This window comes from Streptomyces sp. NPDC007084 (assembly GCF_040703595.1).
GTDB lineage: Bacteria > Actinomycetota > Actinomycetes > Streptomycetales > Streptomycetaceae > Streptomyces.
Genome location: NZ_JBEYFY010000011.1, coordinates 146050 through 169050 on the forward strand (window position 1 = coordinate 146050; position 23001 = coordinate 169050).

Annotated in this window: 24 protein-coding genes; 13 read left to right on the forward strand and 11 right to left on the reverse strand. The window is 73.1% G+C overall.

All coding sequences use genetic code 11. From position 1 onward, the window contains the following. Nucleotides 1-7: 7 nt before the first annotated feature. Nucleotides 8-1024 carry an aldo/keto reductase gene (locus AB0912_RS13015; RefSeq protein WP_366698768.1) on the reverse strand — a complete coding sequence of 339 codons (1017 nt, stop codon included), beginning with the start codon at nt 1022-1024 and terminating at the stop codon, nt 8-10. Next, on the reverse strand, nt 1021-1500 hold the full coding sequence (locus AB0912_RS13020) for a MerR family transcriptional regulator (RefSeq protein ID WP_366698836.1): 480 nt from the start codon (nt 1498-1500) through the stop codon (nt 1021-1023). Before AB0912_RS13020 ends, AB0912_RS13015 begins: the two co-directional genes overlap by 4 nt. Nucleotides 1501-1596: 96 nt before the next feature. On the opposite strand from AB0912_RS13020, the gene AB0912_RS13025 reads away from it, so the two are divergent. Together AB0912_RS13025 and AB0912_RS13030 are read left to right on the forward strand one after the other, a co-directional pair. Beyond that, the gene (locus tag AB0912_RS13025; protein ID WP_366698770.1) at nt 1597-2067 is read left to right on the forward strand and encodes a GNAT family N-acetyltransferase; all 471 of its coding nucleotides are present in this window, start codon (nt 1597-1599) and stop codon (nt 2065-2067) included. Nucleotides 2068-2086: 19 nt separating this feature from the next. Beyond that, a complete protein-coding gene (locus AB0912_RS13030) occupies nt 2087-2908 on the forward strand; it encodes a serine hydrolase domain-containing protein (RefSeq protein WP_366698772.1) in 822 nt (273 codons plus the stop codon). A 45-nt stretch (nt 2909-2953) separates the two neighbouring features. Here the strand turns inward: AB0912_RS13030 and AB0912_RS13035 are convergent, their stop codons facing one another. Then, nucleotides 2954-3610 carry a pirin family protein gene (locus AB0912_RS13035; protein ID WP_366698838.1) on the reverse strand — a complete coding sequence of 219 codons (657 nt, stop codon included), beginning with the start codon at nt 3608-3610 and terminating at the stop codon, nt 2954-2956. Between the two features lie 96 nt (nt 3611-3706). On the opposite strand from AB0912_RS13035, the gene fasR reads away from it, so the two are divergent. From fasR to fabF, 5 genes are all read left to right on the forward strand, one after another. Then, complete coding sequence (gene fasR / locus AB0912_RS13040; protein WP_366698774.1) at nt 3707-4912, forward strand: fatty acid biosynthesis transcriptional regulator FasR; 1206 nt, start codon at nt 3707-3709, stop codon at nt 4910-4912. An 89-nt stretch (nt 4913-5001) separates the two neighbouring features. Beyond that, nucleotides 5002-5919 carry an ACP S-malonyltransferase gene (locus AB0912_RS13045; RefSeq protein WP_366698776.1) on the forward strand — a complete coding sequence of 306 codons (918 nt, stop codon included), beginning with the start codon at nt 5002-5004 and terminating at the stop codon, nt 5917-5919. Between the two features lie 13 nt (nt 5920-5932). Beyond that, nucleotides 5933-6964 (forward strand): ketoacyl-ACP synthase III, encoded by a 1032-nt coding sequence (locus AB0912_RS13050; protein WP_366698778.1) that lies wholly within the window; start codon nt 5933-5935, stop codon nt 6962-6964. A 74-nt stretch (nt 6965-7038) separates the two neighbouring features. Then, complete coding sequence (locus tag AB0912_RS13055; RefSeq protein ID WP_366698780.1) at nt 7039-7287, forward strand: acyl carrier protein; 249 nt, start codon at nt 7039-7041, stop codon at nt 7285-7287. Nucleotides 7288-7414: 127 nt separating this feature from the next. Further along, nucleotides 7415-8686, forward strand: coding sequence for a beta-ketoacyl-ACP synthase II (gene fabF, locus AB0912_RS13060; protein WP_366698782.1), 1272 nt, complete (start codon nt 7415-7417; stop codon nt 8684-8686). Between the two features lie 91 nt (nt 8687-8777). Here fabF and AB0912_RS13065 read toward each other — a convergent pair whose 3' ends face one another. Then, nucleotides 8778-9272: a DUF3145 domain-containing protein gene (locus AB0912_RS13065; RefSeq protein ID WP_366698784.1), complete on the reverse strand. Its 495-nt coding sequence runs from the start codon at nt 9270-9272 to the stop codon at nt 8778-8780. 304 nt (nt 9273-9576) lie between these two features. Between AB0912_RS13065 and AB0912_RS13070 the strand changes: the two genes are divergently transcribed. After that, the gene (locus tag AB0912_RS13070; RefSeq protein ID WP_366698786.1) at nt 9577-10473 is read left to right on the forward strand and encodes an SGNH/GDSL hydrolase family protein; all 897 of its coding nucleotides are present in this window, start codon (nt 9577-9579) and stop codon (nt 10471-10473) included. A gap of 10 nt (nt 10474-10483) precedes the next feature. Continuing rightward, entirely contained in the window at nt 10484-11458 is a 975-nt protein-coding gene (locus AB0912_RS13075) for an aldose epimerase family protein (RefSeq protein ID WP_366698788.1), read from the forward strand. Between the two features lie 108 nt (nt 11459-11566). Here the strand turns inward: AB0912_RS13075 and AB0912_RS13080 are convergent, their stop codons facing one another. Beyond that, the gene (locus AB0912_RS13080) at nt 11567-14050 is read right to left on the reverse strand and encodes a glycoside hydrolase family 3 C-terminal domain-containing protein (RefSeq protein ID WP_366698790.1); all 2484 of its coding nucleotides are present in this window, start codon (nt 14048-14050) and stop codon (nt 11567-11569) included. Nucleotides 14051-14154: 104 nt separating this feature from the next. Between AB0912_RS13080 and AB0912_RS13085 the strand changes: the two genes are divergently transcribed. Further along, nucleotides 14155-14730 (forward strand): TetR family transcriptional regulator, encoded by a 576-nt coding sequence (locus AB0912_RS13085; RefSeq protein ID WP_366698792.1) that lies wholly within the window; start codon nt 14155-14157, stop codon nt 14728-14730. On the opposite strand, the gene AB0912_RS13090 is transcribed toward AB0912_RS13085, so the two are convergent. After that, nucleotides 14708-15163 (reverse strand): RidA family protein, encoded by a 456-nt coding sequence (locus AB0912_RS13090; RefSeq protein ID WP_366698794.1) that lies wholly within the window; start codon nt 15161-15163, stop codon nt 14708-14710. The two genes, AB0912_RS13085 and AB0912_RS13090, sit on opposite strands and share 23 nt — an antisense overlap. A 9-nt stretch (nt 15164-15172) precedes the next feature. Further along, the gene (locus AB0912_RS13095) at nt 15173-15985 is read right to left on the reverse strand and encodes an NAD(P)-binding domain-containing protein (RefSeq protein ID WP_366698796.1); all 813 of its coding nucleotides are present in this window, start codon (nt 15983-15985) and stop codon (nt 15173-15175) included. A 59-nt stretch (nt 15986-16044) separates the two neighbouring features. Between AB0912_RS13095 and AB0912_RS13100 the strand changes: the two genes are divergently transcribed. Continuing rightward, a complete protein-coding gene (locus AB0912_RS13100) occupies nt 16045-17100 on the forward strand; it encodes a LysR family transcriptional regulator (protein ID WP_366698799.1) in 1056 nt (351 codons plus the stop codon). Nucleotides 17101-17172: 72 nt separating this feature from the next. Here AB0912_RS13100 and AB0912_RS13105 read toward each other — a convergent pair whose 3' ends face one another. From AB0912_RS13105 to AB0912_RS13115, 3 genes are all read right to left on the reverse strand, one after another. After that, nucleotides 17173-18081, reverse strand: coding sequence for an EI24 domain-containing protein (locus AB0912_RS13105; RefSeq protein WP_366698801.1), 909 nt, complete (start codon nt 18079-18081; stop codon nt 17173-17175). Nucleotides 18082-18174: 93 nt separating this feature from the next. After that, nucleotides 18175-18594: an organic hydroperoxide resistance protein gene (locus tag AB0912_RS13110; protein ID WP_366698803.1), complete on the reverse strand. Its 420-nt coding sequence runs from the start codon at nt 18592-18594 to the stop codon at nt 18175-18177. A gap of 107 nt (nt 18595-18701) precedes the next feature. Continuing rightward, a complete protein-coding gene (locus AB0912_RS13115; RefSeq protein WP_366698805.1) occupies nt 18702-19724 on the reverse strand; it encodes an NADP-dependent oxidoreductase in 1023 nt (340 codons plus the stop codon). A 129-nt stretch (nt 19725-19853) separates the two neighbouring features. Here AB0912_RS13115 and AB0912_RS13120 point away from each other — a divergent pair, with 129 nt between their 5' ends. Beyond that, on the forward strand, nt 19854-20303 hold the full coding sequence (locus tag AB0912_RS13120; protein WP_366698807.1) for a MarR family transcriptional regulator: 450 nt from the start codon (nt 19854-19856) through the stop codon (nt 20301-20303). Nucleotides 20304-20398: 95 nt separating this feature from the next. Here the strand turns inward: AB0912_RS13120 and AB0912_RS13125 are convergent, their stop codons facing one another. Continuing rightward, on the reverse strand, nt 20399-21274 hold the full coding sequence (locus AB0912_RS13125; protein WP_366698809.1) for a hypothetical protein: 876 nt from the start codon (nt 21272-21274) through the stop codon (nt 20399-20401). Nucleotides 21275-21525: 251 nt separating this feature from the next. Between AB0912_RS13125 and AB0912_RS13130 the strand changes: the two genes are divergently transcribed. Next, nucleotides 21526-23001 (forward strand): histidinol-phosphate transaminase (locus tag AB0912_RS13130; RefSeq protein WP_366698811.1); only part of this gene is annotated, 1476 nt, incomplete at its 3' end.

Consider the following 23001-nt stretch of genomic DNA (forward strand, 5'->3'; position numbering starts at 1 on the left):
CCCCGGCTCACTCGCGGCCCGCCGAGGAGAAGGTCATGTCCGCGTAGCGGTCGCCGGCCACCTTCGCCGCGATCGGCTCCAGCAGCGCCAGTTCACCGTCGGTCAGGACGATGCGGGTGGCCGCCGTGTTCTCCTCGACCCGAGCGCTCCTGGTGGTCCCCGGGATCGGCACCACGGTCAGGCCGTGGACGCTCGCCCGCTGCTGGACCCAGGCCAGGGCGATCTGGCCGAGCGAGGCCCCGTGCGCCTCGGCGACCGTGCGGACCGGTTCCAGGAGCGCGGCGTTGGCGGAGGCGTTCTCGCCGGTGAAGCGGGGCATCGTCCGCCGGAAGTCGTCCGAGGTCAGCTCCTCGTCGGCGTGCGTGAAGGAGCCGGTGAGGAAGCCGCGGCCGAGCGGTGAGTACGGCACCAGGGCGACGCCCAGCTCACGGGCGGCGGGCACCACGCCCGCCTCGATGTCCCGGCTGAACAGCGACCACTCGGACTGCACCGCGGTGATCGGGTGCACCTCGTGCGCGGTCCGCAGCTCGCCGCCGGTGACCTCGCTCAGCCCGAGGTGCTTGACCTTGCCCTCGCGAACCAGCTCGGCCATGACCCCGACGGTCTCCTCGATGGGGACGCGCACGTCCCGGCGGTGCATGTAGTAGAGGTCGATCACGTCGACGTCCAGCCGGCGCAGGCTCGCCTCGACGGCCTCCCGGATGTACGGCGCGTCGTTGCGGACGATCCGCTTGTAGGGGTCGTCCGGGGAGCTGGTGAGGGCGAACTTCGTGGCGATCACCAGCTCGTCCCGGTGGGCGCCGACGAAGGAGGACAGGAACCTCTCGTTCTCGCCCCCGCCGTAGGCGTCGGCCGTGTCGAAGAGCGTCACGCCCAGTTCCAGCGCGCGGTCCAGCGCGGCCCGGGACCGCTGGGCGTCCGGCGGCCCGTAGGCCCAGCTCATCCCCATGCAGCCGAGGCCCTGCACGCCGACCTCGGGTCCGTCGGCGCCGAGCCGTACCGTCGCGATCCTGCTGTCCGTCATCGGGACCTCTCCGACGCCAGGGCGCGCCCGGCGTCACCATAGAAACCGATCTTGCGGTCGAGCACCGCGAGGGTGTCCTGCAGCTCCGCGATCCGGGCCTTGACGTCCCGGCGGGTCGCCTCCAGGAGTTCGTAGCGCTCCAGGTACGTGTGGTCGCCCGCGCGCACCAGCTCCGCGTAGCGCACCATGTCGGCGACCGGCATCCCCGTGAGCCGGAGTTTGCCGACCAGGCCGAGCCAGTCCAGGTCGCGGTTGCTGTAGCGGCGCTGGCCGGTGTGCGAGCGGTCGATGTGCGGCATCAGCCCGATGCGCTCGTACCAGCGCAGGGTGTGCGCGCTCAGGCCGGTGTAGGCGACGACCTCGCTGATCGTGTAGTTGTCCTGGCCGTCCGGGCGCCTGTCCTCCCCCTCGGGCGGGCCGGCGCAGGTGTCGGCGCCGGTCTCGACGGCCTCGGCAGTGGTCTCCATCACGGTCATGGTCTCCACGCTAAAACCTTGGAGTGCACTCGAAGCAAGCGGACTCCGCCGAAATCACCAGGACGCGGCCGGGAGACGGTGACTACCGTGCCGCTCATGAGTCTCGTACGCCGTGCCACCGCCGAGGACGCCCCGGAAGTACTGCGCCTGCGCCAGGTGATGATCGACTCCGTCTTCTCCGCCGACGGCTCCACCGCCTGGCACGCCGCCTCGCTGCCCACCGTACGCGCGAGACTCGCCGATCCGCAGGGGTCCTTCGCGGCCTTCGTGGTCGATCACCCGGAGCGGCCCGGGGCGCTCGCGGCCCTCGTAGCGGGGACGGTCGAGTACCGGATCGGGCGGGCGGAGAACCCGCACGGCGCGGTCGGGCACGTCTTCAGCGTGGCCACCGACCCGGACGCCCGGCGCCGCGGGTACGCCCGCGCCTGCGTGGAGACGCTGCTCGACTGGTTCCGCGAGCGGGGTGTGCCCCAGGTCGACCTGAACGCCTCCGCCGCCGCCGAGCCGCTCTACGCCTCCCTCGGTTTCGTCCGCAAGCCGGACCCCTCGATGCGGCTGAGCCTGTGAGCCGCTTAGGGTCGTGGGCATGTCTTTGCAGAGTCTGGCGCTGACCGCGAACTGGCCCGTCCCCACCGCCGCCGCCGCGGTCGTCCGCGCGGACGGCACGGTCGTCGGCTCGCACGGGCCGGGCGGCCACCGGTTCGCGCTCGCCTCGGTCACCAAGCCGCTCGCCGCGTACGCCGCGCTCGTCGCGTACGAGGAGGGGGCGATCGAGCTGGACGAACCGGCCGGGCCCCCAGGCTCGACGGTCCGGCACCTGCTCGCGCACACCTCGGGGCTGGCCTTCGACGAGCACCGGGTGACCTCGGCGCCCGGGGAGCGGCGGCTGTACTCCAACGCCGGTTTCGAGGTGCTCGGGGACCACATCGCCAAGGCCGCGGAGATGCCCTTCGCGGATTATCTGCGCGAGGCCGTCCTCGAACCGCTCGGCATGACTTCGACGACGGTGGACGGCTCCCCCGCGAAGGACGGCGTCTCGACGCTCGACGACCTGGTCCGCTTCGCCGCCGAGGTCCAGGCGCCGCGCCTGCTCGACCCGCGTACGGTCGCGGAGGCGATGACCGTGCAGTACCCGGGCACCAAGGGCGTGCTGCCCGGCTACGGTCACCAGAACCCCAACGACTGGGGCCTCGGCTTCGAGATCCGCGACCACAAGTCGCCGCACTGGACCGGCGGTTCGTCCTCCCCGCGGACCTTCGGCCACTTCGGCCATGCCGGTACGTTCCTGTGGGTCGACCCGGCCGTGGGCGCCGCCTGCGTCGCGCTGACCGACCGCGCCTTCGGCCCCTGGGCGGTCGAGGCGTGGACGCCGTTCACCGACGCGGTCCTCGCGGAGCTGGCGGGCTGACCTCCGCCGGGCCGGCGCCCGCGGCGGGAGCGGCCGGGCGCCGGTTCAGCCGACCGCCATCTCCCACATCAGCAGCTCGGCGGGCGCGCCCGCGACGAGTTCGACGTCCTTGGCGTCCGTGATGCGGGCCGCGTCCCCCTCGGCCAACTCCTCACCGTCCAGGCGGACTTCGCCCCGCACGACATGGACGTAGACGAACGGCGCGTCGGGCACGGCGGCGCGTTCGCCCGCGGTCAGCCGGCGCACGTGCAGCATGGCGCCCGCCTCGGGCAGGGCGTACGGGGTGGAGTCGGCGATGCCGCGGACGGTCTCGTAGGCCGGGTCGCCGCCCGGTTCCAGCGGGGCCAGCCACATCTGGACGAAGACCAGCGGGAGTTCGCCGTCGTTACGCTCGACGTGCCGGACCCCGCCGCCCGCGCTGAGCCGCTGCACGTCGCCGTGGCGCAGCACCGACTCGTGGCCCGCCGAGTCACGGTGCGTCAGCTCGCCCTCCACCACCCAGGTGACGATCTCGGTGTGGCTGTGCGGGTGCTCGTCGAAGCCGGCGCCGGGTTCGAGCCGCTCCTCGTTGCAGGCGATCACCGCGCCGAAGCGGAGGTTGTCGGGGTCGTAGTGCGGGCCGAAGGAAAAGGCGTGGAGCGAGGAGATCCCGGCCGCCGGGTCCCCTCCGCGGTAGCGCTCGTCGGCGCGGCGGACGTCCATCACACCGACCACCGTAGCCCCGGCCGGGCGCCCGGCCCCGCTGTTACATGCGACCCGCCGCCGCACGGCTCCGTCCTGATAAGGCAGTCTTGTCCCGTGCCCGAACCCGAATCCAGCAACACCGAGCGCCCAGCGCACGACGTCCACGCGCACTCCGCCACCCTGAAGCGGCTGGAGAAGTCCTCCGGAAGTCTCGCCGCGCAGGCGATCACGCGGATGGACGAGACGCTGTCGTGGTACCGGGCCATGCCGCCGGAGAACCGGTCGTGGATCGGGCTGGTCGCCCAGGCCGGTATCGCCGCCTTCACCGAGTGGTTCCGGCACCCCGACGCGCCCCAGGCCATCTCCACCGACGTCTTCGGGACCGCGCCGCGCGAGCTGACCCGGGCCATCACCCTGCGCCAGACCGTGGAGATGGTGCGCACCACGATCGAGGTGATGGAGTCGGCCATCGACGAGGTGGCCGCCCCCGGCGACGAGTCCGTGCTGCGCGAGGCGCTGCTCGTGTACGCCCGCGAGATCGCCTTCGCGACCGCCCAGGTGTACGCGCAGGCGGCGGAGGCCCGGGGCGCCTGGGACGCCCGGCTCGAATCCCTCGTGGTGAACGCCGTGCTCTCCGGCGAGGCCGACGAGGGCGCCGTCTCGCGGGCCGCCGCGCTCGGCTGGAACTCCCCCGAACACGTCTGTGTGGTGCTGGGCACGGCACCCGACGGCGACAGCGAGCTGACCGTCGAGGCGATCCGGCGGGCCGCCCGGCACGCCAAGCTCCAGGTGCTGACCGGCGTGCTCGGCGACCGGCTCGTGGTCATCGCGGGCGGCAGCGACAACCCGCTCGCCGTCGCCAAGTCGCTGATCGGCCCGTATGCGGCCGGACCGGTGGTCGCCGGGCCGATCGTGCCCGACCTGCTGGCCGCCACCCGGTCCGCGCAGGCCGCCGCGGCGGGGCTGAAGGCGTGCACCGCCTGGCAGGACGCGCCGCGCCCGGTGCTGGCGGACGATCTGCTGCCGGAGCGCGCGATCGCCTCCGATCCGTCCGCCCGCGAGCAACTGGTGGAGGAGATCTACAGACCGCTGGAGGAGGCCGGCTCCGCGCTCCTGGAGACGCTCAGCGTCTATCTGGAACAGGCGAGCAGTCTCGAAGGCGCCGCCCGGATGCTCTTCGTCCATCCCAACACCGTGCGCTACCGGCTCCGACGTGTGACTGACGTCACCGGCTGGTCGCCCTCGGATGTACGATCCGCGTTCACGCTGCGGATCGCGCTGATCCTGGGGCGTCTCGCCGATGGAGATCCCCAGACCTAGCCTTTTGTCGGGGACCTACAATTCCCCCTCGTGTTCTTCGTCCCTGTCCCCACGGGCGGCCGTGGCCGTCCACAAGAGAGAGTGTGAGAGTGCTCGTACTCGTCGCTCCCGGCCAGGGCGCCCAGACGCCCGGCTTCCTGACTCCTTGGCTCGAACTGCCCGGCGCCGCCGACCGCGTTGCCGCGTGGTCGGACGCCATCGGGCTCGACCTCGCCCACTACGGCACCCAGGCCGACGCGGACGCGATCCGTGACACGGCCGTCGCCCAGCCGCTCCTGGTCGCCGCGGGCCTGCTGTCCGCCGCCGCCCTCGGTGACGTGCGCCCCGGCGCGGTCGCGGGCCACAGCGTCGGCGAGATCACCGCCGCCGCGTTCGCCGGCGTCCTCGACGACACCGCCGCGCTGACCCTCGTGCGCCGGCGCGGCCTGGCGATGGCCGACGCCGCCGCGATCACCGAGACCGGCATGTCGGCGCTGCTCGGCGGCGACCCCGAGACCACGGTCCCGCACCTGGAGAAGCTCGGCCTGACCCCGGCGAACGTGAACGGCGCCGGCCAGATCGTGGCCGCCGGCACGCTGGAGCAGCTCGCCGCGCTGGAGGCGGACAAGCCCGAGGGTGTCCGGCGTGTCGTGGCGCTGAAGGTCGCGGGCGCGTTCCACACCGAGCACATGGCTCCCGCCGTCGAGGCGCTGGCGAAGGCCGCCCGGGATCTGACGCCGGCCGACCCGCGGGTCCCGTACGTGTCGAACCGGGACGGCCGGACGGTCGCCACCGGCGCCGAGGTCGTCGAGCGGCTCGTCGGCCAGGTCGCCAACCCGGTCCGCTGGGACCTGTGCATGGAGACCTTCAAGGAACTCGGCGCGACCGCGCTGATCGAGGTGTGCCCCGGCGGCACGCTGACCGGTCTGGCGAAGCGCGCGCTGCCCGGCGTCACCACGCTGGCCCTGAAGACCCCCGACGACCTCGACGCGGCTCGCGAGCTCATCGCCGAGCACAGCGCGGCCTAAGGAGCCCGAGAGCATGTCGAAGATCAAGGCACCCAAGGGCGCTCCGTTCGCGCGCATTCTCGGCGTCGGCGGATACCGCCCGGTCCGTGTGGTGCCCAACGAGGTGATCCTGGAGACGATCGACTCCTCCGACGAGTGGATCCGTTCGCGCTCCGGGATCGAGACCCGGCACTGGGCCTCCGACGAGGAGACCGTCGCCGCGATGTCGGTCGAGGCGTCCGGCAAGGCCATCGCCGACGCCGGGATCAACGCCGACCAGATCGGCGCCGTGGTGGTCTCCACCGTGTCGCACTTCGCGCAGACCCCCGCCATCGCCACCGAGATCGCCGACAAGCTCGGCACGGACAAGGCCGCGGCCTTCGACATCTCGGCCGGCTGCGCGGGCTTCGGCTACGGCCTGACCCTCGCCAAGGGCATGATCGTGGAGGGTTCGGCCGAGTACGTCCTCGTCATCGGCGTGGAGCGGCTGTCCGACCTGACCGACCTGGAGGACCGCGCGACGGCCTTCCTGTTCGGTGACGGCGCGGGCGCGGTCGTCGTGGGCCCCTCGGACGAGCCGCACATCGGCCCGACCGTGTGGGGCAGCGAGGGCGACAAAGCCGGAACGATCAAGCAGACGGTGTCCTGGGACCGTTTCCGGAGCGGCGACGTGTCCGAGCTGCCGCTCGACTCCAAGGGCGAGGTCAAGTTCCCCGCCATCACGCAGGAGGGCCAGGCGGTCTTCCGCTGGGCCGTGTTCGAGATGGCGAAGGTCGCGCAGCAGGCACTGGACGCGGCCGGGATCAGCCCGGCCGACCTGGACGTCTTCATTCCCCACCAGGCCAACGAGCGGATCATCGACTCGATGGTGAAGACCCTCAAACTGCCGGAGCACGTCACGGTCGCGCGTGACGTGCGCACCACCGGCAACACCTCGGCCGCCTCGATCCCGCTCGCGATGGAGCGGCTCCTGGCGACCGGAGCGGCGAAGAGCGGCGACACCGCGCTCGTCATCGGCTTCGGGGCGGGTCTCGTGTACGCCGCGACGGTCGTTACCCTCCCCTAGGCACTCCGTGCCGGATCATCCGGTCCGTACGGAACACCGCCACCCTCTGTAAACACACCGAAGGAGCGCCTGACATGGCCGCCACTCAGGAAGAGATCGTCGAAGGTCTCGCCGAGATCGTCAACGAGATCGCCGGGATCCCCACCGAGGACGTCCAGACGGACAAGTCCTTCACCGACGACCTGGACGTCGACTCGCTGTCCATGGTCGAGGTCGTCGTCGCCGCCGAAGAGCGCTTCGACGTCAAGATCCCGGACGACGACGTCAAGAACCTCAAGACGGTCGGTGACGCCACCGACTACATCCTCAAGCACCAGGCCTGATCCTCGGATCACCTGGGCCGGCCGTCCGGGCTCGCCCGGCCGCCGTGCCCTGGTCCGCCTGGGCTGATGCCCCGCCACCCGGCGGTGGCGCCGCTGAATCCTCGTATCCGTTGGAGAAAGAATTCCCGTGAGCCCGACCAATCGCACCGTGGTCGTCACCGGTATCGGCGCAACCACACCGCTGGGTGGCGACGCAGCCTCTACCTGGGAGGGCCTGGTCGCCGGACGTTCCGGTGTCGGCCCCCTGGAGCAGGAGTGGGCCGCCGACCAGGCGGTCCGTATCGCGGCGCAGATCGCCGTGGAGCCGAGCGAGGTCATCCCCCGCCCGCAGGCCCGCCGCCTGGACCGCTCGGCGCAGTTCGCGCTGATCGCGGCCAAGGAGGCCTGGGCGAACGCCGGTTTCACCGACAAGGCGGGCGAGGACCCGAGCGTCGACCCCGACCGGCTGGGCGCCGTCATCGCCTCCGGCATCGGCGGCGTGACGACCCTGCTCGACCAGTACGACGTGCTGAAGGAGAAGGGCGTACGCCGGGTCTCCCCGCACACCGTCCCGATGCTGATGCCGAACGGCCCGTCCGCCAACGTGGGTCTCGCCGTCGGCGCCCGCGCCGGCGTGCACACCCCGGTCTCCGCGTGCGCCTCCGGCGCCGAGGCCATCGGCTACGCCGTCGAGATGATCCGCACGGGCCGCGCCGACGTCGTCGTCGCCGGCGGCACCGAGGCGGCCATCCACCCGCTGCCGATCGCCGCGTTCGGCAACATGATGGCGATGTCCAAGAACAACGACGACCCGCAGGGCGCCTCGCGCCCCTACGACATCGCCCGGGACGGCTTCGTCCTCGGCGAGGGCGCCGGTGTGCTCGTCCTGGAGTCCGCCGAGCACGCCGCCAAGCGCGGCGCGCGGGTGTACGCCGAGGCGGTGGGCCAGGGCATCTCGGCCGACGCGCACGACATCGTGCAGCCCGAGCCCGAGGGCCGCGGCATCTCGCACGCCCTGCAGAATCTGCTCGACAACACCGACCTGGACCCGGCCGAGATCGTGCACGTGAACGCGCACGCCACCTCGACGCCGGCCGGTGACGTGGCCGAGCTGAAGGCGCTGCGCAAGGTGTTCGGCGACGACGCCGACCACTTCGCGGTGTCCGCGACCAAGTCGATGACCGGTCACCTCCTCGGTGGCGCCGGTGGCGTGGAGTCGGTCGCGGCCGTGCTCGCGCTGTACCACCGGATCGCGCCGCCGACCATCAACGTGGAGAACCTCGACCCCGAGGCCGAGGCCGCCGCCGACATCGTCCGCGGCGAGGCGCGCAAGCTGCCCGTCGAGGGCCGGATCGCCGCCCTGAACGACTCGTTCGGGTTCGGCGGCCACAACGTGGTGCTGGCGTTCCGCACGATCTGACGCCGCTCTCCCCGCCTTTGAACGGTGTGTGGCCCGTACCCCGGATTCCGGGGTACGGGCCACACGCCGTTCGGCGCGTTCTCGGCCGGGGTCAGACCACCTGGTGCAGCCAGCGGACCGGGGCGCCCTCGCCGGCGTAGCGGAAGGGCTCCAGTTCGTCGTCCCAGGGCTTGCCGAGGAGCTTGGAGAGATCGGCCTCCAGGTCGCTCTCGCCGCGCTGGGAGCGCAGCAGGGCGGCGCGCAGCCGGTCCTCGGGGATGAGGATGTCGCCGTGGATGCCGGTGACCGCGTGGAAGATGCCCAGTTCGGGGGTGCAGCTGTAGCGCTCGCCCTCGGCGGTGGGGCAGGGTTCGGCGGTGACCTCGAAGCGCAGCAGGTGCCAGCCGCGCAGGGCGGAGGCGAGCTGGGAGGCGGTGCCGGCCTCGCCCTTCCAGGAGAACTCGGATCTCCAGGTGCCGGGGGCGGCGGGCTGCCGGATCCAGTCGAGGTTGACGCGCGTGCCGAGCACCCCCGCGACCGCCCACTCGACATGCGGGCACAACGCGCGGGGCGCGGAGTGCACGTAGAGAACTCCACGTGTCGTCACTGGGGCCTCCGGACAGAGCGAGACATCTTGTAACTTAGCGGAACGGCAGTGGCAGGGCGGCCACGGGGCGAGGCTACCGTGCGGTGACGCGAGGAGTGTGACGTACCGTCGGTCCAGGCGCCGTGAACCGAGAGGTTTCACCCGGCGGGACGCGTCCTGACCTCCTGTCAGGGGTTCGGACGCGGCCCTGGAGCCGGTCCGGCCGCGCGTGGAGCGCGGGTGACCGGCCGTGTGCGACGTGGTGCGACCGGCCCGCCCGGGGCGGTGCCGGCCAACCCTGTACGACGAACGAGGAGACCACGGGATGCGCAATCGCGGCCGGCGTTCACGGGCCGTCCTCGCCGTCGCGCTGGCGGCCCTCCTCGGGGCCGCGGGGTGCGACGCCTCCGGCGGCGCCTCCTCGGCGCCCAGCGGCGGGGGGAGCCACGCGTCCCCGAAGCCGACGCCCGCCTGGGACCGCAGCCCGCGGTCGGTGGCCGCGGTCGGCGACTCCATCACCCGGGGGTTCGACGCGTGCAGCGTGCTGTCCGACTGCCCCGAGGTGTCCTGGGCGACCGGCAGCGACCCGCGGGTGCGAAGCCTCGCCGTCCGGCTGCTGGGCACGGCGGGGGCGGCCGAGCGGAGCTGGAACTACGCGGTGACCGGCGCCCGGATGGCCGACCTGCCGGGCCAGATGGCGCAGGCGGCGACCCGCAAGCCGGATCTGGTCACGGTGATGGCGGGCGCCAACGACGCGTGCCGCGCCTCCACCTCGGCGATGACCTCCGTCGACGCCTTCCGCGAGCAGTTCGAGGACGCCATGGGCACCCTGCGCCGGAAGCTGCCCCGGACCCAGGTGTACGTGTCGAGCGTGCCGGACCTGAAGCGGCTGTGGTCCCAGGGGCGGGGCAACGCGCTGGGCAAGCAGATCTGGAAGCTGGGCATCTGCCCCTCGATGCTGGGCGACGCCGACTCGCTGACCTCGGCGGCCACGCTGCGCCGGGACCGGGTGCGGGAGCGGGTCGAGGACTACAACCGGGTGCTGCGCGAGGTGTGCGCCAAGGACACCCACTGCCGCTTCGACGGGAACGCGGTGTTCGACTACCGCTTCGGCACGGACCAGCTGAGTCACTGGGACTGGTTCCACCCGAGCACGGACGGACAGGCCCGACTCGCGGAGATCGCCTACCGGACCGTTACCTCCCGGAAGCCCGTCACCTAGGGTTTCCGTCATGAGCGAACTTTTCGGCACACTTTCCGACGGCACCCCCGTCCATCGCTTCACGCTGGAGCGGGCCGGGGTCCGGGTGCGTGTGCTCACGTACGGCGGGATCGTGCAGTCGGCCGAGGTGCCGGACCGGGACGGGCGGGTCCTCGACGTCACGCTGGGCTTCCCCGATCTGGCGGGGTACGTGGAGCATCCGGAGCCGTATCTCGGGGCGCTGGTGGGGCGGTACGCGAACCGGATCGGCGGGGCGCGCTTCCCGCTCGACGGGGTGACCTACCATCTGGCGCCGAACAACGGCCCCAACTCGCTGCACGGCGGCGACGGCGGCTTCGACAAGCGGGTGTGGGACGCGGTGCCGGTCGAACACGGGGTGCGGCTGTCCCGGGTCAGTCCGCACGGCGAGGAGGGCTTCCCGGGCCGCTTGGAGGTCTCCGCGACGTACACGCTGGACGAGCGGGGCGCGCTGCGCATCGCCTACGAGGCGGTCACGTCCGCGCCGACGGTGGTCAACCTGACGAACCACACGTACTGGAACCTGAGCGGGTCCGGCAGCGCGATCGGGCACGAACTGCGGCTGGACGCCTCGCGGTTGACGCCGGTGGACGCGGACCTCATCCCGACCGGGGAGCTGGAGTCCGTCGAGGGCACCCGCTTCGACTTCCGCGCGGCGCGCAAGACGGGCGCGGGCTACGACCACAACTTCGTGCTGGACAAGGGGATCACGGACGCTCCGGTCGAGGTCGCGGAGCTGCACGACCCGGCGTCCGGGCGGGTGCTGACGGTCGCGACCACCGAACCGGGCGTCCAGTTCTACACGGCCGACCACCTGGACGCGCCCTTCGCGCCCAACGACGGGATCGCGCTGGAGACCCAGCACTTCCCGGACTCGCCGAACCGGCCGGAGTTCCCGAGCACCGAGCTGCGGCCGGGCGGGGTGTACCGGTCGGAGACGGTGTACGCGTTCTCCGCGCGCGCCTGACGGCCCGCGCGTCCGGGGGCCCGCGCGCCCGCGTCCTGCGGGAAAGGGCGAGCCCCGGTCCGGAGGTCAGGTTCCGGACCGGGGCTGCTCAAGGGGGCGTGCGAACGGTTACGCCTCGATGATCGTGCGCAGTCGGCGGTCCGTGAGGGAACGCCCTGCCTGAATCTCGTACGAACCCTTCACAAACGCCCAGCCGCCGGCGGCGGTGTCCCAGATCTCGAAGGCGCGGCGCGGGAGTTCCACGACGGCCTCGGCGCTGTCGCCGGGTGCCGCCTCGACGGCGGCGAATCCGGCGAGCACCCGGGCGGGCCGCTCGGCGTCCGGCTCGACGGGGGCCAGGTAGACCTGGACGACCTCGCGTCCGGCGCGCTCACCGGTGTTGCGGACGCGGACGGTCACGGTGCCGCCCTCGACCGCGATCGACTCGTACGTCCACTCGGTGTAGCCGAGGCCGTGGCCGAAGGCGTACGACGGGGTCCGGCCCTCCTTCTCCCAGGCGCGGTAGCCGATGAACACGTCCTCCGTGTACGGGAGTTCGCCGTCGACGGGGGTGACCTGGGTCACCGGGGCGTCGGCGAGGGAGCCCCAGGTGGTGGGGAGGCGTCCGCCGGGTTCGTGGGCGCCGGTGAGGACGTCGGCGAGGGCGGCGCCGCCCTCCTGGCCGGGGAACCAGCTCAGCAGCACGGCGGCGACCTCGTCGCGCCACGGAAGTTCCACCGGGGAGCCGGAGTTGACGACCACGACGGTGTTCGGGTTGGCGGCGGCGACGGCGTGCACCAGTTCGTCCTGGCGGCCGGGGAGCCTCAGGTCGGTCCGGTCGAAGCCCTCGGACTCGACGCGGTCGGTGGTGGCGACCACGACGACGGCGGTGTCGGCGGCGCGGGCCGCCTCGACGGCCTCGGCGATCAGCTCGTCGGGGTCGCGCACCGGCTCCTGGTGGGCGAGCGAGAAGCCGACGACCTTCATCGGGACGTCCTCGGGGAAGACGACCACGTGGGTGAGGGAGACCTCGACCGGCTGTCCGGCGGTGAGTTCGACCTGTCCGCGCGGGACGGGGGCGCCGAAGAAGGTGATGAAGGGGTCGTCCTTGTCGGTGCCCTGGACGTCGTCGAAGTACGTCGTGCCGTCGACGGTGAGGGTGAACGCGCCGAGGCCCTTGATGCCGAAGGTGTGCGGGCCGGTGTCGCGCGGGGTGAAGGTGCCGGTGAGTTCGACGGTGCGCAGGGCCTCGTGGGTGACGCCCTCGGGCAGGTCGTCGCCCATCCACTGGATCTGCCCGTTCGGGGCGGAGCCGGTGCCGATGACCGTGCCCGAGGCGTCGCGGCAGATGGCGCGCAGCGCGAACCCCTTGTCGGCGACGGGGAGTTCGACGGTGGGGTCGGCGCCGACGGCGTAGCCGAGAGTGCCCTCGGGGAGGGCGGCGGTGAGGCCGTCGAGGGGCGAGACGACGTGGGCGGGGAAGACGGTGGCGGAGCCGCCGCCGAGGACGCGGGCGTCGCGGGCGGCGGCTCCGATGAGGGCGACCCGCTGTCCTCGCGGGAGCGGCAGGGCGCCTTCGTTGCGGACGAGGACGAAGGAGCGGCGGGCGATCTCGCGGGCCAGCGCCGGGCCGTCGAGGGGTGCGGGCGGCTCGGTGACGACGGGTTCGGCGCCCTGGAGGATACCGACGCGGGCGGCGAGGCGCAGTACGTTGCGGACGGCCGTGTCGACGGTGGCCTCGGCCACCTCGCCGGACCGGACGGCGGCGGCGAGGGCGGGGCCGTAGACGGTGCGGGGGCCGGGCATGGCGACGTCGAGGCCGCCCTCGATGGCGGCCTTGGTGGCGCGGCCGGCCATCCAGTCGGAGACGTTGAAGCCGTCGAAGCCCCATTCGCCGCGCAGGACCTCGTTCACGAGGTGGTGGTGCTCGGTCATCGTGGTGCCGTTGACCTTGTTGTAGGCGGTCATGACGCCCCACGGGCGGGCGGTGGTCACGATGGTCTCGAAGGGCGCCAGGTACAGCTCGCGCAGGGCGCGTTCGGAGACGCGGTTGTCGACGGTGAACCGGTCGGTCTCGGCGTCGTTGGCGACGAAGTGCTTGACGGTGGTGCCGACCCCGCCGGACTGCACGCCCCTCACATAGCCGGCGCCGATCGCGCCGGTCAGCAGCGGGTCCTCGCTGTAGGCCTCGAAGTGACGGCCGCCGAGCGGGGAGCGGTGCAGGTTCACGGTCGGGGCGAGCAGGACGTGCACGCCCTTGCGGCGGGCCTCCTGGGCGAGGAGGGTGCCGGCGCGGCGGGCCAGCTCCGGGTCCCAGGTGGCGGCGAGCGCGGTGGGCGAGGGCAGCGCGACGGAGGGGTCGTCGGCGGTCCAGTGGACGCCGCGGACGCCGATCGGGCCGTCGGACATGACGAGGGACGGCAGGCCGATCTCGGGCAGCGCCGGGAGCGTCCACATGTCCTGGCCGGCCAGCAGGCGGGTCTTGGCGTCCAGGTCGAGGCGGGCGAGGGCCGCCTCGACCACGGCCTCGCGGGCCGCGTCCGCCTCGCGCGGGCCGTGCGCCGCCTCCGCTCCCCGCGGGCCGTTCGCCGTGTCCGCCGCTGTCTCCGTCATGCCGGCACCTCCTCGTTGAAAGCCGTCTGCGCCCTCTCATCCTGCACCGGGTGCCTGTAGAGCGGTAGGTTTCGTTACCCTGCCGTTATAAGCGGGGTGAGCGCATGTCGTACGGTGACGCCATGGCGACCAGGACGAGGAGTGAGGAGCGGCGCGCGGAGATCGTGCGCGCGGCACTGGAGGTGATCGCCGAGCGCGGCTACCGGGGGGCGAGCCTCGCCGCGGTCGCCGAACGGGTCGGGCTCACCCAGCAGGGGCTGCTGCACCACTTCCCCACCAAGGAGGCGCTGCTCGTCGCCGTCCTCAAGGAGCGGGACCAGTGGGACGCCGTGCCGGACGGCGCCTGGCGCTCCGATCTGCTCGTCTCGCTGGTCGAGTACAACGCGATGCGGCCGGGGATCATCCAGACCTTCGCCGCGCTGCTCGGCGAGAGCGTCACCGAGGGGCATCCGGCGCGCGAGTTCTTCACCCGGCGCTACACCGCGGTGCGGGCGGGCATGGCCTCGGCGCTGCGGGCCGAGTACGGGGAGCGGCTGCCGAGCGGGCTCACCCCGGAGCGTGCCGCGCCGCTGCTGGTGGCCGTGATGGACGGGCTCCAGTACCAGTGGCTGCTGGACCCGGAGTCGGTGGACATGCCGGCCGCGTTCCGCGACTTCCTCACGCTGCTGGGCGAGGACTGACGCCGCTCGCGGCACCGGCGGCCCCCCACCCCGACGCGTGCTCCGGCGCCGGGGCGCCGACCGCCGCGACGACCTCCACCTCCACCAGCGCGTCCGGCCGGAACAGCCGCGACACCTCGAAGGTCATGCTGGTCGGCGGGGTGCCGGTGAGGAACTCCCGGCGTACGGCGCCGTAGGCGGGCAGGTCGTCGAGGTCGGTGAGGTAGGTCCGGATGTTGACGATGTCGTCCAGTGTCGCGCCGTGGGCGGCGAGCAGCGCGGCGACGGTCTCGAAGACCCCGCGGCTCTGGGCGGCGAGGTCCGCCCCTTCGGCGACCTGTCCGGAGAGGTACAACAGGGCTCCGCCGCCGGGGAGTTCGACGCGGGCGACCTGGGAGTAGTAGGCGTTGGCGGGCTGCGGCGCGGCGGCCGGGCTGTCGAGGGTGACACGCATGAGGGCTCCTCAGGAGGTGCGGCGGATACGGGTGACGGTGTGGACGATGTCCTCGTGGGCGGTGGCGGGGTCCTCGGCGGCGCGCCGGTAGTGCTCCGCGACGGCGTCCAGGGCCGGAAGGCGGGCCCCCTCGGTGGCGAGCGCGAGGTCCTTGGCGGCGAGCGCGGCGGCGAAGTGGACGTCCGTGGCGTGGGCGCGGCCGACGGCGCCGCCGAGCGGTCCCGCGGCCAGCGCGGCGCGGGCGGTGTCCTCGTCCAGGCCGAGGGCGTCCGCGAGGGCCAGGGCCTCGGCGACCAGGGCGATTCCGCCGAGGGCGGCGGCGTTGAGGACGAGCTTGAGGGCGGCTCCGGAGCCGGAAGCGCCGGTGCGGGTGACGGTCCCGAGGCGGGCCAGGATCTCCGCGACGCCGTCCGCCGCGCCGCCCGCGAAAATGGCGAGCCGGCCCGCCGCCGCCCGGTCGACGCTGCCCACGACGGGCGCGTCGACCAGGGTCACCCTCTCCCCCAGCCGGGCCGCCAGCTTCCCGACCGCGCCGGGGCCGACCGTCGACATCTCCACCCAGTGGGCTCCCGGGCGCAGTTCGGGCACGATCGCCTCGGCGACCGCTTCGAGGGCGGCGGGACCGGCCAGCATCGTGATCACGACGTCCGCGCCGCGTACCGCCTCGGCGGGCGTCGGGGCGAGCGCGGCGCCCGCGGCGACGAGCGGCGCGGCCTTCTCGGCGTTCCGGTTCCAGACGGTCAACGGGTGCTGTGTGCCGACGAGCCGGGCCGCCATGGGCGCGCCCATGTGTCCCAGCCCGAGAAAGGCGATCTTCTCCATGCCCACGACGCTAGGCGGGGCCCCTGTGATGCGACAAGCGAATGTCTAGCATGTCTGCCATGCCCATCCAGCATGACGGCGACGATCCGTCCGCCCCGACCGACGGCTCCGCGTCCGAGGCGGGAGCCGCCAACGCGGGTCTTCCGCGAGCAACTTCACCAAAGACCCGGGCGCACGGCGGGGCGGCGGCCCCGCCCGTTCCGGGTGACGCCGCCGATCTCTCCACCGTCTGGCTCCGGGTGTTCCTGGAGGTGACCCGGCACGGATCGTTCACCGTGGCCGCGCGGACGCTCGGGTGGACGCAGTCGGCGGTGTCCCGGCAGATCTCCGCGCTGGAGGCCGCGCTCGGCGGGGCGCCGCTGTTCGACCGGCTCCCCCGGGGTGTCCGGCCGACCGAGGCCGGGCTGATCCTCGTACCGCACGCGGAGTCGGTCGTGGAGCGGCTGCGCGGGGCGCGCCGGGAACTGGCCGCGCTGCGCGACGCGGCGGGCGGACGGCTGCGGGTGGGCGCCTTCGCGACGGCGGACGCGGCGCTGGTGCCACGGGCCATCGCGGCGTTCCGCGCCCGGCACCCCGCCGTCCGGCTCGGCCGCGAGGAGGGGCTCACCCCGGCCCTGCTCGACCGGCTGGCCGCGGGACGCCTCGATCTGGCGGTCGTCTCGACGACGGGCCGCGCCGCGCTGGACCTCTGCACGCTGCACCATCTGCTGGACGAGTCCCTCTACGTGGCCGTCCCCGCGCACCATCCACTGGCCGGCGAGGACGCGGTGCGGCTGCCCCAACTCGCGGACGAGGACTGGATCTCCGGCAGCCGGCGCCCCGAGGGGACCCTCCTCGACGCCGCCCTGCGGCACGGGTTCCGGCCCCGCGTCGCGCATGTCGTCGCCGACTGGACCGCCAAGCAGGGGTACGTCGCCGCCGGGCTCGGGGTGACGCTGGTCCCGGCGCTCGCCGCCGAGGCCGTACGGCCCGACATCGCGCTGCTCCCGGTCCGCGACGAGGCGGCGCCGGCCCGGGCGGTGTACGCGGCGACGCCGCGGGGCCGGTCCCTGACCCCGGCGGGCACGGCGTTCCTGGCCGCCCTGCGGACGTCGGCGGCGGCGTTCTCCGTCTGAGCCGGACGGCGGCGTTCGCCGCCTGAGGGCCGGGCGGCGGCGTTCTCCGTCCGAGGGCCGGGCGGCGCGAGGTTACGGCGCGGGGGTCTGCGCCGTGCCTTCGGCTCCCTGGCCGGCGGTCCGGTGGGGAGTCGCCCCCTCGGGAGAGCCGCCCTCGGGAGAGCCGCCCTCGGGCGTGGTGCCCTCGGGGGAATTCGCCGCGGCGGCGACCTCGGCGTCGCTCGCGCCCTCGCCGGTCTCCTCGCCGAGCAGGTCCCGGGCCATCAGGGTGGCGCCGGCGACGGCGCCCGGCATCAGGAAGACCGCGACGAACGGCACCACGAACGCGACCGCCAGCGGTGTGCCGAAGCCCCAGACCAGGGTCTTGCGGGCGCGGAGCAGGGTGAGGCGGCCCCGCAGGTCGACGCCTCGGCGTTGCAGGGCGACGGCGACGAGTTCCTCGGTGAGGAAGAAGCCGGTGACGAAGAAGCCGACCACCGGGACGACGGTCTGGCCGACGAGCGGCACGAAGCCGAGCGCGAAGAGGAGCACGCCCCAGCAGGCGGCCCGCACCACGATCCGGAGGCTGTCCCGGCCGGAGATCCACAGTTCGCGCCAGAGGGACAGCCCCGACTCGGGGGCCGTGCCGTCCGGGGAGACGTCGCGGTCGACCTTCTCGGAGAGGCTCTCGTAGAAGGGCTGGCCTATCAGCAGGGTCACGGCGGTGAAGGTGACGACCGCGAGGAGCAGGGCGAGGGCGAAGAGCACGGCGGTCAGGAAACCGCGGAAGAGTCCCGGCCAGGGGCTCGACCAGTCGTCGGCGAACGGCGTGGACCAGGCGACCAGGTCCTCGCCGTACAGGGCGAGCGCGACCAGCGCCGCCGCGTACAGCACGAGCGTGATGAGGCCGGGCAGCAGGCCGAACCCGTACTGCTTGCCGTGCCGGACCACCCACCGCTGGCCGCGCACCAGATGACCGAAACCCACCCCGAGATCACGCATGGGGGAACCCTATCGGGGTGCGCCCCGGGCGCGGAGGGGGCCGCACCCCGCCTTTCCGGGTGCGGCCTCCACGGGGTTTCGCGACGGGTGCCGTCAGACGAGGGTCACGGTGATGTTGCCGCGCGTCGCCTTCGAGTACGGGCAGACCTGGTGGGCCTTCTCCAGGAGCGCGCGGGCGGTGCCGGCGTCGACGTTCGGGATCGCGGCGGAGATCTCCACGATGATCCCGAAGCCGTCGTCGTTCTTGCCGATGCCGACCTTCGCGGTGACGGTCGACCCGGTGATGTCGGCGTTCTCCTGCCGGGCCACGACACCGAGGGCGCCCTGGAAGCAGGCGCTGTACCCGGCGGCGAAGAGCTGCTCCGGGTTGGTGCCGGCGCCGCTGCCGCCCATCTCCTTCGGCGGGTTGACGACGACGTCGAGCTTGCCGTCGTCGGTGGCGACCCGGCCGTCCCTGCCGTTCTCGGCGGTGGCGACGGCGGTGTACAGGACCTCGGACTGCTGGATGGACATACGGTGCGCTCCTCCTTGGCCGGCCGCCGCGACTCGCGCCCACGATCGCGACGACTTCGGAAAGAAGTTACCGCATTCCGGAAGCCCGGCGACAGGGCCGCCCTTGCTCAGAGCTTGACGATCATCTTCCCGGTGTTGTCGCCGCGCAGGACGCCGAAGAACGCCTCCAGATTGTTCTCGATGCCCTCGACGACCGTCTCGTTGTACTTCAGCTCGCCGGAGCGCACCCAGCCGCCGACCTCCCGGACGAACTCCTCCTGGAGGTCGTAGTGGTCGCCGACGAGGAAGCCCTGGATACGGCCGCGGGTCTGGATCAGGCGGGCCAGGTTCTTCGGCCCGGGGACGGCCTCGGTGCTGTTGTAGACGGAGATCATGCCGCAGATCGCGATGCGGCCGTCCCGGTTGAGGGACCCGATCGCCGCCTCCAGGTGGTCGCCGCCCACGTTGTCGAAGTAGACGTCGACGCCGTCGGGGGCGGCCTCGCGGAGCTGCTGGGAGACCGGGCCGTTCTTGTAGTTGAAGGCCGCGTCGAAGCCGTACTCCTCGACCAGGAGCTTGACCTTATCGTCCGAGCCGGCGGAGCCGATGACCCGCGAGGCGCCCTTGAGCCGGGCGATCTGGCCGACCTGGCTGCCGACCGCGCCGGCCGCGCCGGACACGAAGACGGAGTCGCCCTCCTTGAAGTCCGCCACGCGCAGCAGCCCGGCGTAGGCGGTGAGGCCGGTCATGCCGAGCACGCCGAGGTACGTGGAGAGCGGCGCCGCCTCGGGGTCGACCTTGACGGCCTGCTTGGCGTCCACCACCGCGTACTCGCGCCAGCCGAAGAAGTGCAGGACGTGGTCGCCGACGGCGATGCCCTCCGCGTTCGAGGCGACGACCTCGCCGACCGCACCGCCCTGCATGGTCTTGCCCAGCTCGAAGGGGGCGACGTACGACTTGGCGGCGCTCATCCGGCCGCGCATGTACGGGTCGACGGAGACATAGGCGTTGCGCACCAGGACCTGGCCCGGGCCCGGCTGCCGCACCTCGGCCTCGACCAGCGCGAAGTCCTCGGGCTTCGGCCAGCCCACGGGACGGCTGACCAGGTGCCATTCACGGTTGACGGAGGGGAGCTGAGCGGCCTCTGACATGCGGGTGCGCCTTTCAACGGTGAACAACGGCGTGGCTACCAGGTAGCTCGATGCCAACTACTTCACTACCTGAAACAACCATGCTCCTGAATATTTCATGATGTCAAGTAACGGGGTAGGCTCGACGGCATGGCTCCCCAGAAGAGACCCCGGATCGACCCGCTGACCCTGGAGGTCGTCGAGCTGATCGGCACGGTCGTGGCCCGCTACCACGACGAGTACGAGGACGCCGCCGCCGAGCACGCCCTGACCGGCGCGCAGGCGCGGCTGCTCAGCCTGCTCTCCCTGGAGCCGCTGCCGATGCGCCGGCTGGCGCAGAAGCTCCGGTGCGAGCCGTCGAACGTGACGGGGATCGTGGACCGGCTGGAGGCGCGGGGCCTGGTGGAGCGGCGCCCCGACCCGGCGGACCGCCGGGTGAAGCTGGCGGCGGCGACGGCCGAGGGACGGGCGGTGGCCGGCGGCCTGCGCGACTCCCTGAAGTTCGCGCGGGAGCCGCTGGCGGGCCTGTCGGAACAGGAGCGGCTCACCCTGCGGGACCTGCTGTCCCGGATGGTGGAACCGGACGACACGGCGGCGTGAACCGACGGGCACGGTGAGCCGCCGGGGCCGTGAACCACGGGGCGCGCCGTGCGCTGACGGGGCCCGTGAACTCGCCGGGCCCCGTGGGGCGTTCGCTAGGCGCACCACCACAGGAAGCGGCTGCACGTCTTGGAGGGGGTCGGGTCCGGCGGCGGGGCCTGGGTCGTCGGGGCCGTCGTGGCGGGGGCCGAGGTCCCGGGAGCCGAGGGGGCGGGCGCGGCCGAGGTGGGCCGGTCCGGGCGCGGGCCCGCGCTCACCGACTGGTCCTCCTTCGTGCCCGTGCCGCTGGTCGCGGAGGCGGACACGGAGGGTGAACCGGAGGCGGAGGGCGAGGCCGACGCCGAGGCCTTGGAGGTACGGCCGGCGGAGGCACCGGCGGGGGCCGCCGCGTCGCCGTTCGGCCGCGCCGAGTCCTTCACCCGGGCCGCGGAGCCGTCCGGCGACTGCCGGCCGGCCACCGCCGGGCCGGGACCCAACCCGGGTGCGTCGACGCCGAGTTCGGCGAGGCTCAGGCCGCCGGCGGCGAGGACGAAGCCCGCCGCGACGAACAGGGCGCGGCGGCGGCGCCTGCGATGGGCGGCGGCCTTGCGGTCCCGCCGGCTGGTACCGGCCCCGGGGCCGAGCGCCTCCGCGTCGTCCGGGCCACCCGAAGTCCCTTCGCCGTAGGCGGAGTTGACCGGGCCGTCCGAAGTCCCTTCGCCGTAGGCGGAGTTGACCGGACCGTCCGAAGTCCCTTCGCCGTAGGCGGAGTTGACCGGACCGTCCGAAGTCCCTTCGCCGTAGGCGGAGTTGACCGGACCGTCCGACGCCCCTTCGCCGTACGACGGGGCGGTGGCCCGTTCCCCGTGGGTGGCGGGGCGGGTGTCGGGCACCCGGGGTTCCCGGGCGCGTGGGGCCTCGGCCGGGGTGCCGCAGCCGGGGCAGGCGAGGGCGCCGTTGAGGTGCCGTCGGCACGGGTGGCAGTAGTCCATGACGCGGGAAGACTAAGTTCGCTCTCGGTCACGTTCCTAGGCGCGCCTGTGAAAGTTCTGTGCGGAACCGGAAGTTCCGGCAGGCCGGTACGCGACACCCCCGGCCATTTCCCTCCATCCGCCCCTCTCCCGGCGATTGAACAGCCTCGCCCCCGCGTCCGTATGGGAGGGCGGCCCGTGCTCCCCCGCGCGGGCCACCCCTCGTCCAAGGGCCCGTCCTCCCCAGCGGGCCCGCCCCCTACGGAGGTTCCATGGCAGGCAATGTCACCTCGCTCTTTCGCGGCACCGCGGCGCACAGCCCGTCGATGGCCGCACTGACGCGGGAGGGTGACGGAGCCGGGCCCCTGGACTTCTGCATTCCGTGCAACCCGTACTTCCCCACCCCCGCGATGTTCGACGAACTCGCGGGCCGGCTGCGGGAGATCATCACCTACTACCCGAGCAGCGCCGACACCATCACCGCCGAGCTGTGCTCGCTGCTCCGGCTTCCGCCGCAGTGTGTCGCGATGGGCAACGGCTCCACCGAACTCATCACCTGGATCGACCATCTGCTGGTCCGCGAGTCCCTCGCGATACCCGTCCCCACCTTCGGCCGCTGGACCGACCAGCCCATGGAGACCGGCAAGCGGGTCGACATGTTCCCGCTCCAGGAGTCCACCGGCTTCGCGCTCGACCTCGCCGCGTACGCGAAGTTCATCCGGGCCCGCGGCACCCGGGTCGCCGTGCTGTGCAACCCGAACAACCCCGACGGCGGCTTCCTGCCCCGCCAGTCCGTCATCCAGTTCATGGACGCGATGGCCGACCTGGACCTGATCGTCATCGACGAGTCGTTCCTGGAGTTCGCCGACGCCGAGTCCGAGCCGAGTGTCGTCGAGGACGCGGTCATGCGGCCCAACGTGATCGTGCTGCGCAGCCTCGGCAAGAACTTCGGCCTGCACGGCATCCGCTTCGGCTATCTCGTCGCGAACCCCGCCCTGGCCGGCCGGGTCCGCTCGATGCTGCCCAAGTGGAACCTCAACTCCTTCGCGGAGAGCGTGGTGTTCATGCTCAAGGAGCACGGCGCCGAGTACCTGGAGAGCCTGCACATGGTCCGCCGCGACCGGCTCGACATGGCCCGCGAACTCGCCGCGCTGCCCGGCCTGACGGTCTATCCCTCGCAGGGCAACTTCCTCTTCGTACGCCTGCCCGTGGGCGCCGAGGGGACCGTGGTCCGGGACCGGCTGCTCACCGAGCACCGCATCCTGGTCCGCGAGTGCGGCAACAAGATCGGTTCGTCCAGCCGCTTCCTGAGACTCGTGGTGCGCCCCCAGTCCGACGTGCGTCGCCTGGTGTCCGGCCTGGAGCAGGTGCTCTACGCGTCCAGGAGGGGAGCCGCCGTACCGGAGCTGAGCACAGGGACCGGCTACAGCTCGGGTACGGCGGCCGTCGACCGTCTGGTGGGCGCCACCAACGGGGCCGGGCTGCGGGCGCCGGCCGCCCGGACCGTCGCCCAGACGGGTGCCTGGCCCGGGGCCGCCGCCGCTCAGGTGCAGCCCGCGCCCGCCCCCGGGGCCGTCCTGCCGCCCGCTCCGCCGGTACGGCCGGCCGCCGCCGTGATCTTCCCCGACCAGCGGCAGCCCGCCCCGGCCCCGACCCGTTCCGAGCCGCAGCCGGTCGCTGCCGCCGCCTATCCGGCCCCGCAGCCCGCCCCGCAGCCGGGGCCGCAGATCGCTCCGCAGCCCGTGCCG